At 72.1% G+C, this 17,298-nt stretch carries 14 protein-coding genes; 3 read left to right on the top strand and 11 right to left on the bottom strand.

What is annotated here, in order from left to right:
- Positions 1-133 precede the first annotated feature (133 nt).
- Both KDN32_RS05750 and KDN32_RS05745 read left to right on the top strand, forming a co-directional pair.
- The gene (locus KDN32_RS05750) at positions 134-1,282 is read left to right on the top strand and encodes an IS110 family RNA-guided transposase (protein WP_211731102.1); all 1,149 of its coding nucleotides are present in this window, start codon (positions 134-136) and stop codon (positions 1,280-1,282) included.
- 67 nt (positions 1,283-1,349) lie between these two features.
- Complete coding sequence (locus KDN32_RS05745) at positions 1,350-1,847, top strand: hypothetical protein (protein WP_211731101.1); 498 nt, start codon at positions 1,350-1,352, stop codon at positions 1,845-1,847.
- A 187-nt stretch (positions 1,848-2,034) separates the two neighbouring features.
- Here KDN32_RS05745 and KDN32_RS05740 read toward each other — a convergent pair whose 3' ends face one another.
- From KDN32_RS05740 to KDN32_RS05715, 6 genes are all read right to left on the bottom strand, one after another.
- Positions 2,035-3,273, bottom strand: a complete 1,239-nt coding sequence (locus KDN32_RS05740; protein ID WP_211731100.1) for an HNH endonuclease signature motif containing protein — start codon at positions 3,271-3,273, stop codon at positions 2,035-2,037.
- A 251-nt stretch (positions 3,274-3,524) separates the two neighbouring features.
- Positions 3,525-5,978, bottom strand: coding sequence for a rhamnan synthesis F family protein (locus tag KDN32_RS05735; RefSeq protein ID WP_211731099.1), 2,454 nt, complete (start codon positions 5,976-5,978; stop codon positions 3,525-3,527).
- Positions 5,975-6,517, bottom strand: coding sequence for a hypothetical protein (locus KDN32_RS05730; protein WP_211731098.1), 543 nt, complete (start codon positions 6,515-6,517; stop codon positions 5,975-5,977). The genes KDN32_RS05735 and KDN32_RS05730 overlap by 4 nt, the downstream gene beginning before the upstream one ends.
- A gap of 10 nt (positions 6,518-6,527) precedes the next feature.
- Positions 6,528-7,223: a hypothetical protein gene (locus KDN32_RS05725; protein WP_211731097.1), complete on the bottom strand. Its 696-nt coding sequence runs from the start codon at positions 7,221-7,223 to the stop codon at positions 6,528-6,530.
- A complete protein-coding gene (locus tag KDN32_RS05720; RefSeq protein WP_211731096.1) occupies positions 7,220-8,062 on the bottom strand; it encodes a hypothetical protein in 843 nt (280 codons plus the stop codon). The genes KDN32_RS05725 and KDN32_RS05720 overlap by 4 nt, the downstream gene beginning before the upstream one ends.
- 71 nt (positions 8,063-8,133) lie before the next feature.
- Positions 8,134-10,107 carry a TIGR03960 family B12-binding radical SAM protein gene (locus tag KDN32_RS05715; RefSeq protein WP_211731095.1) on the bottom strand — a complete coding sequence of 658 codons (1,974 nt, stop codon included), beginning with the start codon at positions 10,105-10,107 and terminating at the stop codon, positions 8,134-8,136.
- Positions 10,108-10,297: 190 nt separating this feature from the next.
- On the opposite strand from KDN32_RS05715, the gene KDN32_RS05710 reads away from it, so the two are divergent.
- The gene (locus KDN32_RS05710; RefSeq protein WP_211731094.1) at positions 10,298-11,266 is read left to right on the top strand and encodes an endonuclease/exonuclease/phosphatase family protein; all 969 of its coding nucleotides are present in this window, start codon (positions 10,298-10,300) and stop codon (positions 11,264-11,266) included.
- Here KDN32_RS05710 and rodA read toward each other — a convergent pair.
- From rodA to KDN32_RS05685, 5 genes are read right to left on the bottom strand one after another with little or no spacing between them, the layout of a single operon-like run.
- Positions 11,258-12,448: a rod shape-determining protein RodA gene (gene rodA, locus KDN32_RS05705; protein WP_211731093.1), complete on the bottom strand. Its 1,191-nt coding sequence runs from the start codon at positions 12,446-12,448 to the stop codon at positions 11,258-11,260. The genes KDN32_RS05710 and rodA overlap by 9 nt on opposite strands.
- A 4-nt stretch (positions 12,449-12,452) precedes the next feature.
- The gene (gene mrdA / locus KDN32_RS05700) at positions 12,453-14,573 is read right to left on the bottom strand and encodes a penicillin-binding protein 2 (RefSeq protein ID WP_307853750.1); all 2,121 of its coding nucleotides are present in this window, start codon (positions 14,571-14,573) and stop codon (positions 12,453-12,455) included.
- Complete coding sequence (gene mreD / locus KDN32_RS05695; RefSeq protein ID WP_211731092.1) at positions 14,570-15,082, bottom strand: rod shape-determining protein MreD; 513 nt, start codon at positions 15,080-15,082, stop codon at positions 14,570-14,572. The genes mrdA and mreD overlap by 4 nt, the downstream gene beginning before the upstream one ends.
- On the bottom strand, positions 15,079-16,017 hold the full coding sequence (gene mreC / locus KDN32_RS05690; RefSeq protein ID WP_211731091.1) for a rod shape-determining protein MreC: 939 nt from the start codon (positions 16,015-16,017) through the stop codon (positions 15,079-15,081). Before mreC ends, mreD begins: the two co-directional genes overlap by 4 nt.
- Positions 16,017-17,018 carry a rod shape-determining protein gene (locus KDN32_RS05685; RefSeq protein WP_443678609.1) on the bottom strand — a complete coding sequence of 334 codons (1,002 nt, stop codon included), beginning with the start codon at positions 17,016-17,018 and terminating at the stop codon, positions 16,017-16,019. The genes mreC and KDN32_RS05685 overlap by 1 nt, the downstream gene beginning before the upstream one ends.
- Positions 17,019-17,298 lie beyond the last annotated feature (280 nt).

Here is a 17,298-nt window from a genome sequence, read left to right as displayed (position 1 = left end):
TCAGGGCCCGGAGAGGCTCAAGAGGGGTTTGCCCAGCTCGAAGCAGCGTTGCCCTCCCGGCTCGCCAACCGAATAGGTCAGAGCATCGGAGGAAGGCGTGAGCACATCAGTTCCAGCACGAGTAGTGATCGGGATGGACCCGCACAAGAGGTCGGCAACGATCGAGGTGATGACAGCCGACGAAGCGGTTCTGGGTGGCGGCCGGTTCGCTACCGACAGCGAGGGCTATGCGCAGATGCTGCGCTACGCCGGGCAGTGGCCTGACCGGGTCTGGGCTGTCGAGGGCTGCGCCGGCATCGGCAAACACATCGCGGTCCGGCTCCTCGCCGACGGCGAGCAGGTGGTCGATGTCCCACCGAAACTGTCGGCACGGACCCGGGTCTTCTCCACCGGCCAGGGACGCAAGACCGATGAGACCGACGCGCACTCGGTCGCGGTGGTCGGCACCCGGATGAGCGGACTAAGGCCGGTCGTCAACGACGAACAGCTCGCGGTCCTGCGGCTCCTGGTCGACCGACGCAGGTCCTTGGGCGAGGAGCACACCCGCAAGGTCTCCCAACTGCACCAGCTGCTGCTGGAACTCATCCCCGGTGGGGCAAAGCGCGATCTCTCCGCGGCCCAGGCCAAAGCCCTGCTCGCAGGAGTTCGGCCACGCGACATCGCCGGGAAGACCCGCCGCCGGGTCGCTGCCGAGCTCATCGCGGACCTCGAGAAGATCTACGCCCGCAAGAAGGCCGCGAACAAAGAGCTCACCGAACTGGTCACCGAAACCGGCACGACCCTGCTCGATCTCCACGGCATCGGACCCACCGGTGCTGCCCGGTTGTTGGTCGAGGTCGGTGACATCACCCGGTTCCCGAACAAGGCGCACTTCGCGTCCTGGAACGGCACCGCACCGATCGACGCTTCCTCGGGCGACAACGTCCGCCATCGACTCTCACGACGAGGCAACCGCCAGATCAACCGGGTCCTGCACACCATGGCCAGAGTCCAGCTCCGCAACCCGACACCTGGACGTGAGTACTACGACCGCAAGAAGGCCGACGGGAAAGCTCCGATGGAAGCGATGCGCTGCGTCAAACGTCGGCTCTCCGACATCGTGTTCCAAACGATGCTCAACGACGCCGTCGCCGCACGCCCGAGGACAGGCCCGGGAGGACAACGGGGAAACGTCTCTGAATCCAGCGCGACCGGCTCACATCCCCGAACCAGCTCTTCGGACAAGTCACTTCCCGGACCCGTCACCGCCAACCCTAGAACCCCAATACCGGCTGCGTCTTGACACAGAGGGGTGCCAGATCCGCGCGCTCCACGCGGTGTGTGCGGATGCTCAACTACATACTGTCCTCGTGCCACACATGCTGATGTCGACGTCTCGGCGGGGATCGGCGATCAGCTGGCTGGCTCTGACGGCACTCCTCCCGATCGTGTCCGCTTGTGGTGAGGAGGAGGCGGGCACGTCGGTGCACGACTTCATGGAGTCGACGAGTGAGGTGAACACGCTTGCCCTGTCCGACATCTACGATCACGACGTCTCCGGAGTGGTGATCGTGTGCGCGTACACCGGGGCCAAGGCAATCAGAGACGAGCTCGGGTTCAGGTGGCGCGGCGCCGCAGGGCTGGCCGACAAGTTGGACAGCACTGACACCCACCAAGCCATCATCGCCGTGCACGAGGATGACGTCGTGGAGTCAGAGGTCGTCCCCATCGACGTCCTGCACCTGTGCGACATGGACCTGTCCTATCCCGCAACCATCGACGCCGGCACGACCCTGCGGATCGCATGGTCCTCAGTTCCCTGGTCGGACGGCACGGAGAAGCGAATCCCGGTGGCGAGCATCCAGTGAGCGCCCGACCGGAGCGGCCCTTGCCGCCTGTGCCCTAGGGTCCTTCCGTCGATTGCCACGGGGAATGCCAAGGGGAACCGACTGGGCGAGCCCTCGCAGGGCGCGCACGTGGTGGCTGCGCGGCCTTTCCGGACCTTCAGGGATCCTGACATCGGCATGAGCGGATGTTCCTCGGTCACCGTCCCCGTCACGTCCGCATCACGAAGGTGACCTGGTTGTCGGCGTGAATGGTCTTGGCGTAACGCGGGTCGTGGGCCAGGCGGTGGTGGCGCGGACACAACAACCGGCCGTTGACCAGGTCGGTGGCGCCGCCGTTGGACCAGGGGTCGTCGTGGTGGGCCTGACACCCCGCCGCGGTCGTCTCACACCCCCGCGTGGTGCAGCCGCCGTCGCGCAGACCCAACGCGATGCGCTGCGCCTTCGAGAACAGCCGCCGCGACCTTCCCAGGTCCAGGAGCTGCCCGTCACCGCCGAGGACCACCGGGATGATGCCGGCCTCGCACGACAGCCGACGTGCCTGCGCCGCGGACATCCGCGACCCGTCGTCTAACAGCACGGCCGCGTGCTCGCCCAGCAGTTGCTCCAGCGTCATCGTCACCACCACGGTCGCGTTCACGCCCGCGGTCTGCGGGGACGCGTCGGTCGGGTAGCGCTCGACGTACTCCACGAACGCCTCACCCATCCGCCGCCGCGACGGCTTCCACACCCCCGCCTCGTCCCGCAGGTCCGCCTCGGTGTGGCGGGCCGGGTTCGCGAGAGCCAGCAGGATCCGGCGCAGGATCGCCCCCACGTGAGACGGGACCGTGAACCGGCCGTGGCAACGCCCCTCACCGTCATCGGACATCGAGAACGACACCGACTCCTCCGCCCGACGCTCCTCGGCTTCGAGGGCGTCGGCCTCGGCGGACTCCCCCACCTCCGGGGCGACCACGTCCAGGATCCGCTTCCCGATCTGCCGCAACCCCTTCGCGTCATGCTCACGCGCGTAGGCCAGTAGCCGCGACTCTGCCTCCGCGCGCACGGCGTCGTCCACCCGGGAGGGGAGGGCGTCGACCGCGTCGACGATCGCTCGTGCCTGCTCCGAGCGCAGCGTGCCGTCCGCGAGCTGACGCCCGACCTCCGGGTGCGCCTCCAACGCCCGCCCCAACGCCAGGTCCCGCCGCGACTCCCGCCGCGTCACCCGCGTCTCACGCGCCAGCCACGCCGTCGCGTCCCGCGACCCCTCCACCGCACCCAGATCGTCCGAGGCCGCCAGCACCCGCGCCAGCAGACCGTCCAGCTGAGAACGCGCCGCCGCCAGCTCCACCAGCGCCGCCCGCTTGTCGGCCACCGACATGAACACCGGCTCCACCGACACCACGCTCTTCAAGGAGGAGCGCAGGTCGCCGGCGCACCCCACGACAGGATGCTGTAGATCCTGATCCATCGGGGCCACCTCCTCGCACGCACGTCACTGACATCCGCCCGGGTCCGGGGCGAAGCGGTGAGGCATGGGGTGGCACCACTAGCCAGGTCGTCACCCGAGAGCCGTCAGGCGTCCCGCGAGCACCAACACGGGTTCTATGAGTGACTGACCCGATCCCGGGAACTCCGTCACCTCAGACGAGAGAACCGTTCCGGACCGGCGTGCTACGCACGATCGTACACCTGTTCGAATCAGATGACAAGAGGTCCTCCTCAGCTCCGCGCGAGCTCGCGCTCCCGCACCTGCCGCACGAACCGACGCGCAGCCCCGCCGTCCAGCGGGAACGTGCCGGCCGGGAGGTCGGACGAGGCGGACCACCCGGCGTCGGCCGCGGCACCGAGCCGCTCGAGGAGGTCGTCGAGGCTGCACCCGGCAGCGCGTACGAGGTGGGCGCACCCGGCGGCGCGGGCGTCGAGCGCCAGCGCGGTCGTGTCGGCGACCACCACCGACGCGGCGCGCAGCACGACGGCCTCGGACACGACCGAGCGGTCGCCGAGCCCGAGGGGTGCCACCGGCGCGAAGCGACGGGTGAGCCCGCCGGCCGCGTCGGGACGCGCCTCGCGGACGCCCAGCACCGCACCGGCGCCGCTCGCCCAGTCGTGCAGGCGCAGGACGTCGTCCGCCGACCAGGCGGCGGCCGACCCGGTGACCAGCACGAGCGCGCGGCCGTCGAGCCGCTCCCGGAGCGCGGCCTCGGCTGCGGCGAGGTCGGCCGGCAGCACCGCGTCGGGCAGCAGCAGGTCGTGGCGGGGCAGGCCGGACAGCCAGACGTCGTCCTCGCCCAGCGCGGGGTTCGCGACGCGGCGGCTCGCGGCCTCGAACCGCGACGCGACCGCGACCGCGTCGACCGCCCCGAGGTCCGGGGCGGGGCGGGCGTCGTCGAAGGGCGCGCCGACGTGGAGGATCCGGTGCCGCGCGGGCAGCGGGGCGTGCGGGAGCGCCGCGTCGAGCGGGTCGGCGACGACCACGACGCCGCAGCGCACGAGCGTCTCCTGCCCCTCGAGGGTGGCGACCGGGACGACCGTGACGCCCTCGCCGGCGACGTCGTCGAGCAGCGGGCGGGTGCGGCTCAGCACGACCTTCCGGATGCTCGGGTCGTCGCGCACGGCCTCCAGGACCGCGCGGACGCCCGGGTCGAGCCGGCCGCTCGGCCCGGCGGCGAAGGCCCACCAGTGGCTGAACGACGGCGTCTCCCGGTCCATCCGGCGGAACGGGTGCCCGGCGAGCGCGGAGGTCCGCACGGTGCGGCGCCCGGTGGACTCGTCGAGCACCACGTCGTAGGCGTCGTGGATCCGCGCAGGGTCGGTGACCCGCGCGATGTTGGCGGCCATCTCGTCGGTGCGCGCGGTCGGCGCCAGGGCCGCGATCCGCTCGCGCCACTCCCCCACGCCGGGCGCGCGGCGCGGGTTCTCGCCGAGGAAGTTGCGCTTGGCGAGCGGGAAGCCCTGCCCCAGGAGGTCGAAGACGTGGCGCGAGTAGAGCGGGTGGAACGGCTGGAGGTCCGGCAGCCAGGTGTCGAAGTCGAACCCGGCGTCCGTGAGGTGGCGGCTGAGCCCGACCTCGTACTTGTGCACGACGAGGCCCTTCGCCTCCTGCGGCACGACGGTGTCGAGGCGCCAGCGGAAGCCGGGGTCGGTCGTCACCGGACGGCGGAAGGCGAGGAAGTACGAGCTGAGGTGGAGGTAGCGCACGTCGCTGAAGTGGCGCTGCCCCACGAACCGCCGCTTCGCCTCGGCGAGCGGGATCGGCGAGTCGTCGCGGAAGTAGTTCTCGTCGTGCTCCATCGACGTGGCCTGCAGGCTCCACCAGTCGCACGCGCGGGCGTCCATGGTCGCGAAGACCTCGTCGAGCGGGTGCACGAGGAAGCACGAGTCGTTGGCCAGCAGCAGCTCGTCGTAGGTGTCGACGACGTCCCAGCCGACGAGGTCGCGCGCGAGCATCGAGAACGACCCGAAGTCGTAGCCGCCGTGGGGCACGCTCCACGCCCCGACCGTGACGTCGGCGAGCCGGTCGAGCTGGCCGGGCTCGAGGACGCCGTCGGCGAGGTAGTAGACGTCGGCGTGGCGGGAGAGCTCGCGCAGGTAGGTCACGACGTAGTCGTCGACGAGCCCGTCCTGGTCGTAGGCCGCGAACAGGCAGATCCGACGGGGCGAGCCGTCGAGCGGCGTGGTCGGACGTGCCGGCACCGTCGGCGGCACCGGCGGCAGTCCCTCGTGGCGGCCCACCAGCAGCCAGTGGAGCAGCGGGTCGACGCCGTCCTGCGTGGGGTCGAGGTGGTCGGCCCAGTAGCTCCACAGGTCGAAGCGGGGGCTGGGATTCTGCAGCAGCCGCCAGCCGGACTCGACGTGGTGGCGGTACGGGTCGGTGCCGCGCTTGAGCCGGTGGCGCACGGCGTACTCGTCGGCGTCGAGGTAGCCGCTGGCCGCGACGACGGCGCGCGCTGCGGCCAGGGAGGCACGCTCCGCGACGGACCCGGAGGCGTCGGGGGCCTCGGGCAGCCCCTCGCGCAGCGCCTGCTCGACGAGCGCGGCGGCGGCCTCCGGCCCCTCGGCGGCGGCCTTGCGCCAGCGGCGCACGAACACCGACCAGCGGGCCTCGAAGTCGGCGAGGCGGTCGCGCCGCTCCTGCAGGCGCGCGTCGAGCCCGGGCGTCGACGCGCCGGTCACCGGCTGGCCGGGGGGTAGGAGTCGGCGCCCTCGGCCTCGTCGGAGGCGAGGAAGTGCACCAGCGGGTTGACCCGCTCGACGATCACCTCGGGGTGGTCGAGGACGTACTGCGCGATGTCGAAGGACTCGCTCGGCTTGCGGAACGGGTGGTCCCAGTGGCGCAGGAAGTGGACGCCGGGGTCCTCACCGCGGCGGGCGACGTCGAGGTGGGTGCGCAGGTAGAAGGCGGCGTCGAAGAGCGGCGACTGGCGGATCAGCTCGAGCTGGCCGGCCTCCTCGGCGCTGACCGACGTCGAGCCGCGCCGCCACCACGAGCGCTCCCCCGCGCCGGCCACCGCGGTCTCGACCCGCAGCCGCTCGGCGAGCAGCTCGGACAGCACGTCGGCGGCCTTGGCAGCCCGGTCGCGCGACCTGCGCAGCCGGGCCTCCCGCTCGCCCCACGTCTCCTGGTCGGCGCGCGCCGCGGCGAGCTCGCGTCGCAGCAGGTCCACCTCGTCGCGCAGGTTCTCGCGCACGGTCTCGGGGTCGGGCTCGCTCACGCGCCGCACTCTATCGACCCGGCACGACGGCGCTGCGGCCCTGCCACGCGCCGTGCTCGGACAGCGGGCGGAAGCGGTAGGTCGCGAACTCGTGGTGGAAGTCGCGCCGCTCGCGCTCGGCCATCGCCGACGCGTGGCGGGCCGGCTGGGCGACCTGCGAGCGACCGTGCACCATCGCCTCCATCTCCCGCACGGTGCGCCAGACCGAGAAGGTCGAGATCGTGCGGGGCGGGCGGACTGCCGCGAGGGCAAGCGTCACCCCGGGGTGGTCGCGCACCAGCCGCTCGACCGGCTTGCCGTGCCGCAGGAACCGCGGCACCTCCGGCAGCCGCATCCGCGCCAGCGTCACCGCCACCACCGGCTCGTCCTGGTCCCACGCGCCGGCGCGCACCGGCAGCCCCGGCAGCGCGGCGAGGGTCGACCACCGGCGCAGGAACTCCAGGCGTACGTGCCAGCCGTCCGCGAGCCGCCGCCCGACAGGGTCGCGGTCGAGGAAGGCGTCGAGGGCGTTCTCGTCGCGCCACTGGGCGAAGACCGCCAGCCGCCGCAGCTGGAGCCGATCGGGCGACACCGTCGGCGCACCGAGCCGCATCAGCGACAGGCACTCGGCGTGGTCGAGGCCGTCCGACGCGAGACCGGAGCCGAGCAGCGCCCGCGCCCCGACGTGCGCCGGCACCTCGGCGAGGTGGAAGGAGTGGAGGGTCACCGGGCGCGGTCCAGCCGGTAGTGCAGGCGGACCGCCGACGCGCCCCAGAGCCGGAGCTCGTGGTCGGTGCGCAGCACCCCGTGGTCGTCGAGAAAGACGTGGAACGTCTCGTGCAGCGGCACCCGTGCGGCGTGGGTGCCGCCGCCGTCGCGGACGACGACGTACGCCCCGTCGTCACCGAACCGGCCGGACGGCGACTCGAGCAGGAGGCCACCGTCGTCGGTGACCGTCGGGCGCAGGAACACCTGCACGTTGCCGGACTCGAGCGGGAAGGCGACGTGCACGCTCGGTCCGTCGGAGCCGGGCACGGCGCCCGCGGAGTAGGCCCCGCTGAAGACCGGCCGTCCGTCGGCGCGCAGCGTACGCGTCCAGGCGGCGGCGACCTGGGCGCCGGTCGCGTCACGGATCGGCGTGATCCGGCTGTCCATCCCGCGCGCCACGTCGAGCGGGCGCATCGGCAGCGCGAGCTGCTCCACCCGACGGCCCCAGACGCGCGACACCACCTCGCCGCCGGGCCAGAACAGCGGCGACCAGCCGGTCCACACCTCCATCTGCCACGCGGACGTGTGCTCGTAGAAGTCGCGGACCTCGGGTCGCAGCCGGGACGCGTCGAAGCCGGGGCCGTCCAGCAGGGACATCGACGGCAGCAGGCCCGCGCCCTCCTCGACGACGGCGGGCGGTCCACCGTGCCGCGCCGCCTCCGCGTCGACCCAGTCCGCGGCGACCCGCGACGACCCGCTCATCGGGGCGTCGAGCCAGTGCTCGGCACCGGCGAGGTCGACCGGTCGCCCGGTCAGCCGCCAGAACTTCCGGGTCCCTAGGTCGAGGAGGTGCAGCACGAGCGGCGACTATGCCACGGCGGACGCTGCGGCACCGGCGTTCGCGCCGGGCACCAGCCGGTCAGGCGCTGTCAGACCACTGACAGCGGGAGCAGCTTCTGGCCGGTCGGGCCGACCTGGATCTCCGTGCCCATCTCCGGGCAGACGCCGCAGTCGTAGCAGGGCGTCCAGCGGCAGTCCTCGATCTCGATGTCGGCGCCGTCGGCGGCCGCGAGGGCGTCCTCCCAGTCACCCCACAGCCAGTCCTTGTCGAGGCCGGAGTCGAGGTGCTCCCAGGGCAGCACCTCGTCGTAGTCGCGCTCGCGGGTGGTGTACCAGTCGACGTCGACGCCGCTGCCGGCCAGCCCGCGCTCGGCGGACTCCATCCAGCGGTCGTAGGAGAAGTGCTCGCTCCAGCCGTCGAAGCGGCCGCCGTCGCGCCAGACCTCCTCGATGACCCGGCCGACGCGGCGGTCGCCGCGCGACAGCAGTCCCTCGACGATGCCGGGCTTGCCGTCGTGGTAGCGGAAGCCGATCGCACGGGCGTACTTCTTGTCCTGGCGCACGACCTCGCGCAGCTGGCGCAGCCGCTCGTCGGTGGCCTCGTGGTCGAGCTGGGGCGCCCACTGGAACGGCGTGTGCGGCTTGGGCACGAAGCCGCCGATCGAGACCGTGCAGCGGATGTCGTTGCGGCCCGAGACCTCGCGACCGGTGGCGATCACGCGCTTGGCGAGGTCGGCGATGGCCAGCACGTCCTCGTCGGTCTCCTGCGGCAGGCCGCACATGAAGTAGAGCTTGACCTGGCGCCAGCCGTGGGAGTAGGCCGCCGCGACCGTGCGGATCAGGTCCTCCTCGCTGACCATCTTGTTGATGACCTTGCGCATCCGCTCCGAGCCGCCCTCGGGGGCGAACGTCAGGCCGGAGCGGCGGCCGTTGCGGGAGAACTCGTTGGCGAGGGTGATGTTGAAGGCGTCGACGCGCGTGCTCGGCAGCGACAGCGAGACGTTGGAGCCCTCGTAGCGGTCGGCGAGGCCCTTGGCGACGTCGCCGATCTCGGTGTGGTCGGCGCTGGAGAGCGACAGCAGGCCGACCTCCTCGAAGCCGGACTTGCGGATGCCGTTCTCGACCATGTCGCCGATCGTCTTGATCGAGCGCTCGCGGACCGGGCGGGTGATCATGCCGGCCTGGCAGAACCGGCAGCCGCGGGTGCAGCCGCGGAAGATCTCGACGGAGAACCGCTCGTGGACGGTCTCGGCGAGCGGCACCAGCGGGTTCTGCGGGTACGGCCACTGGTCGAGGTCCATCAGGGTGTGCTTGCGCACCCGGAACGGGATGCCGGGCCGGTTGGGCACGACCGCCTCGATCGAGCCGTCGGCGGCGTAGGCGACGTCGTAGAAGCGCGGGACGTAGATGTTGCCGGTGACCGCGAGCCGGCGCAGCAGCTCGTCGCGACCGCCCGGGCGGTCCTCGGCCTTCCACTCGCGCACCACCTCGGAGATCGCGAGCACGACCTCCTCGCCGTCACCGAGCACGGCGGCGTCGACGAAGTCGGCGATCGGCTCGGGGTTGAAGGCGGCGTGGCCGCCGGCGATCACGACCGGGTCGTCCTCGCCGCGGTCGACCGCGTGCAGCGGGATGCCGGCGAGGTCGAGGGCGTTGAGCATGTTGGTGTAGCCGAGCTCGGTGGAGAAGCTCAGGCCGAAGAGGTCGAACGCGCCGACCGGGCGGTGGCTGTCGACGGTGAACTGCGGGATCGGGCCGTGCTCGTCGCCCGCGCGCATCACCGCCTCCATGTCCGGCCACACCGCGTAGGTGCGCTCGGCGAGGATCCACTCACGCTCGTTGAGCACCTCGTAGAGGATCTGGACGCCCTGGTTGGGCAGGCCGACCTCGTAGGCGTCGGGGTACATCAGGGCCCAGCGGACGGTCGGTCCGCCGGTCTCGGACTGCTCGGCGCAGTCCCAGTCCTTGACGACCGAGTTCAGCTCGCCACCGACGTACTGGATGGGCTTCTGCACCGACGGAAGCCTGGCCTCCAGGCGCGGGAACACCGACGCGACGGACATGCTGGGGAACACCTACCTGAGGAAGATCGACGACCGGCGGGGAGCCGGGGTGGAGGGGGCCGGACGGGCGGACCGTTGGCCCGGTGCGCGATCATCAAGGGTACGCCGCCGCGACCGGTGCGGCCTAACCACGGATCCGGCCGCCGACCCGGCCGCCGATCCACCCGTACATCCAGCAGGGGGACGCACGATGGGCCGACGCGAGGAGTGGCTCCGCATCGGCGTCGTGGTCGTCCTCGTGGCGGTCATCGCGGTGCTGTTCCTCCGCGACCAGCGCGGCGGTCCGGACCGGGCCGACGTCCCCGCGCCGACGACGCCGACCTCGACCGACGACGACCGCGACGTCACCTCGGCGGGCGAGCCGTCGCCCACCGCGGACGCGTCCGAGACCGTCCCCTCCCCGCCCGAGGGCCTCGACGAGCTCGTGTGCGAGCAGTTCCGCCAGTCGGTGCGGCTGCGGGTGCTGTCCTTCAACACCCACCGCTCCACCGGCAGCCTCGACGCGATCGCCCGCGAGATCCTCGAGATCGACCCGGACGTCGTGCTGCTGCAGGAGGTCGACCGCCGGATGCTGCGCACCGGCGGCGTCGACCAGGCCGAGCTGCTCGCCGAGGCGGTCGGCATGGACGGCTCCTTCAGCACCAACCTGGTCCGCGGCACGGGCGGCTACGGCACCCTCATCCTCAGCCGCTTCCAGATCGTGCAGCAGGGACGGATCCAGCTGGTCCGCAGCCCGCGCGCCGAGGGCCGCGGCCTGCAGTGGGTGACGCTGGAGGTCTCCGGGCAGGCGCTGCGGGTCTACAACACCCACCTCGACGCCACCCGCCCGGACGTACGCCTCGCCCAGGCGCGGCAGGTGGCGGGCGTGGTGGCCGCCGACGACGTCCCGACCGTGCTCGGCGGTGACCTCAACGCCTGGCCCGCCTCCGCGACCGTGGCCGCGATCGGCCAGGAGCTCACCGACACTTGGACCGTCGCCGGCGAGGGCCGCTCGGCGACCAGCCGCGGCGGCCGGAAGATCGACTACCTCTTCGCCCGCGGCCTGAAGCCGCTGGTCAGCCAGGTCGCGCCGTCGGGCGCCTCCGACCACAACCGGCTCTGGGCCGACCTGCGGCTCACGCCGCCGGACACCTGTGGGTCAGCCTCCGCGTCACCGTGACAGCGCGCGGTGCGGCGAGCGCAGGTGGATGTTCTGCAGTAGCCCCAGCGCGAGCATCCCGGCGAACATCGAGCTGCCGCCGTAGGAGACGAACGGCAGCGGCACGCCCGTCACCGGCATGATGCCCAGGCACATGCCGATGTTCTGGAAGGCCTGGAAGCCCCACCAGCAGGCGATGCCGGCGGCAGCGACGCGTCCGAACAGGTCGCCCGCGGCCGCGGAGATCGCCAGCGCGCGCCACACCACGACGGCGACCAGCGCGATCAGCACGCCGGCGCCGACCAGCCCGAGCTCCTCGCCCGCGACGGTGAAGATGAAGTCGGTGTGCTGCTCGGGCACGAAGCCCGACCGCGTCTGCGACCCGCCGAAGAGGCCCTGGCCGAAGAGCCCGCCGTTGCCGACCGCGATCCGCGCCTGCTCGGTGTTGTAGCCCGCGCCGCGGGGGTCGAGGTCGGGGTTGGTGAACGCGAGGAACCGGTCGACCTGGTAGGGCTTGAGCACGCCCATCGCGACGGCGCCGACCGCGCCGACGACCGCGGTGACGGTCAGGCCGGCGAGCCAGCGACGGCCCGCGCCGGCGACCGCCAGCACGCCGAAGACCGTCGCCGAGAGCACCAGCATCGTTCCGAGGTCGGGCTGCAGGAGGATCAGCACGGCGGGCACCCCGGCGATCGCGAGCATCGCCACCACCTCGAGGCTGCCGACCTTCCGGCCCCACCGGCGCTCGGTGCGCTCGGCGACGACGAGCGCCATCCCGATCACGACGGCCAGCTTGGCCAGCTCGGACGGCTGGATCGACATGCCGCCCAGCTGGATCCACGAGCGGGAGCCGTTGATCGTGGAGCCCGCGACCAGCACCATCACCAGCCCCGCGATGCTCGCGAGGTAGGCGACCGGCGCCAGGATCCGGACCCAGCGGTGGTCGGTGGCGAGCACGGCCACCATCAGCACCAGCCCGATCGCGACGTTGACCAGCTGCTTGCGCAGGTACGCGTCCGGGTCGTCGCCGGTCAGGTCGGCGCGGGTCGAGGTCGCCGACCACACCAGGAGGGTGCCGAGGACCACGAGACCGAGCGTGGCGCCCATCAGCAGCCAGTCGAGCCCGGGGGCCCGGAGGCTGGTCGCCTGCCCCGGGCGGGACGGACGGGACGTGCGGGACGGGCGTACGGACAGCACGGTCATCGGCTCACTCCCCTGCCTTCAGGACCGGCGGCATGATCGAGCCGTCGTCGAGGAACTGCGGCAGCGACGCCGGCGGCACGGTGCCGGGGGTCGCGGCGCGCGCCGGGCGCACGTCGGTCCCGTCGATGCCGTAGAGCGCCTCCCAGATCTTGCGGATGCCGTCTCCGGTCGAGCCGGAGCCGGTGCCGGCCTGGCTGATCATCATCACGACGACGTAGTCCTTGGTGTAGGACGCGACCCAGCCGGTCGACTGCTTGCCGTAGACCTCGGCCGACCCGGTCTTGGCCCGGACCGTGACCTGGTCGAGCGGGAAGCCGCCCATCTTCCAGGCCATCGTGCCCTCGCGGGTCACGCCCTGCAGCGCGCTGTCGATGAAGTCGAGGTACTTCTGCGGGACGTCGACGTGGGCGACCTTCTTCGGCGTGATCCGCCGCAGCACCTCGCCCTCGGGACTCACGAGCGCCTTGGCGACGGTGGGGGCGAACAGCGTGCCGCCGTTGGCGAGCGCGCCGTAGGCCCGGGCGAGCTGGAGCGGCGTGACGATCGTGTCGCCCTGGCCGATGGAGAAGTTCACGGCGTCGCCGGCGCGGTAGAGGTTGCCCTCGAGGCAGAACTCCCGCGCGAACGTGTAGACGAAGTCGCTGGTGCCGGCGGTCTGCGGCTTGCTGCTCAGGTCGCAGTAGTAGTCCTTCTGCGACTCGTAGTAGGCCTGCTTCCAGTGCCGGTCGGCGATCCGGCCCGGCGCCTCGCCGGGCAGGTCGATGCCGGTGCGCGAGCCGAAGCCGAACTCCTTGGCCTCCTCGACCAGCGGGTCCTTCGCGTCGATGTCGGCCGGGTCGCTGCCGAAGCGCTGCCAGAAGTCGTAGCCGATCCGGTAGAAGAACGTGTTGCAGGAGACCTCGAGCGCCTTGGCGAAGCCGATCGTGCCGTAGGCGCCGGACTCGTGGTTGCGGAAGACCCGGTTGCCCACCTGGAAGCCCGAGGAGCACGGCAGCGTGGTGTCCATCGGGTAGCCGTTGGTGAGCGCACCGGCCGTCATGAACGGCTTCCACGTCGAGCCGGGGGCGAACTGCCCCTGCGTGGCCCGCGAGAGCAGCGGCGTGCCCGCCTTCTCGGAGTAGAGCCGGGCGAGCTGGTCCTCGCTGATGCCGCCGGTCCAGACGTCGGGGTCGTACGTCGGCTGGCTGGCCATCGCGATCACCCGGCCGGTCTTCGCGTCGAGGACCACGGCCGCCCCGGAGTCGGCCTCGTAGTTGCGGTCGGTGACGGGGTCGAAGGTGGCGCGCTGGACCTTGATCCGCTCGGCGAGCTGCTTCTCGACGACGGCCTGCACCTTGGCGTCGATCGAGGTGACGAGGGTGTCGCCCGGGGTGCTCTCGACGACCGAGTCGTCGCCGAGCACGCGCCCCATCGAGTCGACGGCCACCCGGCGGTAGCCCGGCAGCCCGCGCAGCCACTCGTCGTACTGCTTCTCCACGCCGGCCCGGCCGACGACGGAGGCACCGTTGAGCGAGCGGTCGTCGCGTGCGGACGCGGCGTCGTACTCCTCCTCGGTGACCGGGCTGAGGTAGCCCAGCACGTGGGCGAGGTTGATGCCGAAGGGGCGGGGGTAGGACCGGACGTTCTGCTGCTCGGCGAGCACGCCGGGGTAGTCCTCGGGCTGCTCCAGCACCCGCAGGGCGACCTTCTTCGGCACGTCCGTGGCGACCGGCACCGGCTGGTAGGGCGAGCCGTTCCAGCACACGTCGCGCACGCTGCCGGGATCGCCGCAGGTGACCAGGCGGGCCTCGACGTCCTTCGGCGTCGCGCTGACCACGTCGGCGACCCGGCGGACCAGCTCGGTGCGCTGCCCCGCGCCGAGCTTGCCGAGGAGCGTCCGGTCGACCGAGATCACCCACGACGTGCGGTTGGCGACGAGCGGTCGGCCCTGGCTGTCGACGATCAGCCCGCGCTGGGGCTGCACGACGATGTCACGCACCGACTGGTTGGCAGCCTGCGCCTGGTAGGCGTCGCCGCCGATCACCTGCAGGTAGTAGAGCCGGACGAAGAGCGTGGCGAACAGCGAGAACGCCAGCACCTGGACCACGACCAGGCGCATCCGCCCGGTGCTGGAGGGCCGCCTCACGTGGTCGCCCACTGCGGGCTGAGCCGGGCGAACAGACGCATCAGCGGCGGCAGCACGAACGGGGTCAGCAGCACGTCCCAGACGACCGCGACCAGGACGACCTCCAGCAGTCCCGACACCGACATCGCCGGGTCGGACAGCAGCACGCCGGTGAGGGCGAAGAGCGAGGTGGCGACGAAGGAGGCCGCCGCGACCGTGCCGACGACCGCGAGCGCGCTCGGCTTCTGGTCCTGGCGCACCCGGGCGGCGAGGAACGCCACGACCGTCAGCGCCAGCGCCCAGCGCCCGGCGACGTGGTCGGCGGGAGGGGCGAGGTCGAGCGCGAGACCGGCGGCGAAGCCGAGGACCATCGCGAACGGCGCCTCGACGGTCAGCGCGGCCGCGACGACGACCAGCAGGCACAGGTTGGGCACGATGCCGTGCCACGCGAGGTGCGGGAAGAGCGACACCTGGACGACGAGGGCGACCACGACGGCGAGGACCGCGACGAGCGTGCGTGCGCCCTTCACCGCAGGCTCCCGTCTGCCTCGACGACCGCGCGGTCGCTCTGCGTCCCGCTCGGGACCATCACGCCCACCACGTCGAGTGCGGAGAAGTCGACGAACGGCTTCACGACCGCCCGCTGGGTGGCCTCCCGCACCGAGCTGTAGACGTCGGTGATGGTGCCGACCGGCACGCCGGGGGCGTACGGGCCGGTGTCGCTGCCCCACGTGACGACCGTGTCGTCGCGGGCCGGGACGGTGGTGTCGTCGACCAGGCGCAGGTCGAGACCCGTCTCCTGGTCGAGCGAGCCGCTGCCGGTGACGAAGCCGATCTCCATGCTCGAGCCGACCCGGCCGCCCACCGTGGAGTCGGGGTCGATGACGAGGAGCACGGTCGCGGTGCTGCGGGTCACCCGCAGCACCCGGCCGACGAGGCCGTCGTTGTTGACCACGGTCATGTCCGGCCCGACACCGGCGTCGGAGCCGGCGTCGATGGTGACGGTGAAGCTCTGCGACTGGCGCGAGCCGATGGCGACGACGCGGGCCGGGACCAGCGCGGAGCCGAGGTCCTCGGCGGCGGAGGTCAGTCCGTCGTACTGCTCGAGCCGGTTGCGGTCGAAGCCGGCGAGCTCGACCTGCCCGCGGAGCTCGGCGTTGCTGGCCTCCAGCTCGCGGACCCGGTCGGCCAGGTCGTCCTTGGAGCGGAACCAGTCGGGCACGGCGGTGAACGGTCGCACGACGGCTGACGCCGCCTGCTCGGCGGGGCCGAACGCCTCCCCCACGACGCGGCGCGCCGGCTCCAGCGGCGACGACCCGCCGCCGGAGACGTCGAGCGTGACCAGCGTGATGCTCGCCAGCACGAGCGCGACCAGCAGCGAGCGCGGTGGACGGTTGCGCGACTCGAGCCGGGCGGTGCCGCGCCAGCGGCGCTCGCGCCCGTCGTGTCCCCCCAGGCCGGCCATCAGAACCGCCGCGGGTCCGACACGAGGACCTGCTGGAGCGCCTCGAACTCCTCCACGCACCGGCCGGCGCCGTAGGCGACCGACGAGAGCGGCTCCTCGGCGACGTGGACGGGCATGCCGGTCTCGTGGCGCAGGCGCTCGTCGAGGCCGCGGAGCATGCCGCCGCCGCCGGTGAGCACGATGCCGCGGTCCATGATGTCGCCGGCGAGCTCGGGCGGGGTCTGGTCGAGCGTGGTGCGGACCGCGTCGATGATGTTGTGCAGCGGCTCCTCGAGCGCCTGGCGCAGCTCGGCGCTGGAGACCACGACGGTGCGGGGCAGGCCGGACACCATGTCGCGGCCGCGGATCTCGGCGTCGGGCTCGGTGGGGAGCGGGAAGGCCGACCCGAGGGTCATCTTCATCTCCTCGGCGGTGCGCTCCCCGAGCATCAGGGAGTACTCCTTCTTCATCCACGCGATGATCGCCTGGTCGAGGTCGTCGCCCGCCGTGCGGATCGAGAGGCTGGTGACGATGCCGCCGAGGCTGATGACGGCCACCTCGGTGGTGCCGCCGCCGACGTCGACGACCATGTTGCCGGTCGCCTCGTGGACCGGCAGGCCGGCGCCGATCGCGGCGGCCATCGGCTCCTCGACGATGTAGACCTTGCGGGCGCCGGCCTGGTAGCCGGCCTCCTTGACCGCGCGCTGCTCGACCGCGGTGATCCCGCTCGGCACGCAGATCACCATCCGCGGCTTGGCGAAGTAGCGGCGGCGGTGGACCTGGTGGATGAAGTAGCGCAGCATCTGCTCGGTCGCCTCGAAGTCGGCGATCACGCCGTCCTTGAGCGGGCGGATGGCGACGATGTTGTCCGGCGTGCGGCCGATCATCCGCTTCGCCTCGTGGCCGACCGCGAGCACCTCGCCGGTGGTGGTGTTCATCGCCACCACGGACGGCTCGTCGAGCACCACACCCTTGCCGCGGACGTAGACCAGCGTGTTGGCAGTGCCGAGGTCGACAGCCATGTCTCGGCCGATGAAGCTTTTTGCCATGCCGCTGGAGCCCTTGCCGGTCGGGTGGTGGGGAAGGTCGGGCCGACCTCTCCCAGCCGACCCACGCTCAGGTTAGGGAGCGGGGGCGGGCGATTCCGGCAGGACACGCGCGGGGCGTGTGTGACTCGTGTGAACTCGGGGTCGGCGGCCGGTCCCTTCAGCGATCCCCGGCTGACCGGGGATCGCTGAACATGTCAGGCCGTGCACGGGCCGACACGTTCAGCGAGAGCCTGACAAGTACGCCCAGCGGCGC

The sequence above is a fragment of the Nocardioides palaemonis genome, from assembly GCF_018275325.1.
GTDB classification, from domain to species: domain Bacteria; phylum Actinomycetota; class Actinomycetes; order Propionibacteriales; family Nocardioidaceae; genus Nocardioides; species Nocardioides palaemonis.
Note: the sequence above shows the minus strand (reverse complement) of the source record. Positions and strands in the feature narration are given on the sequence as shown.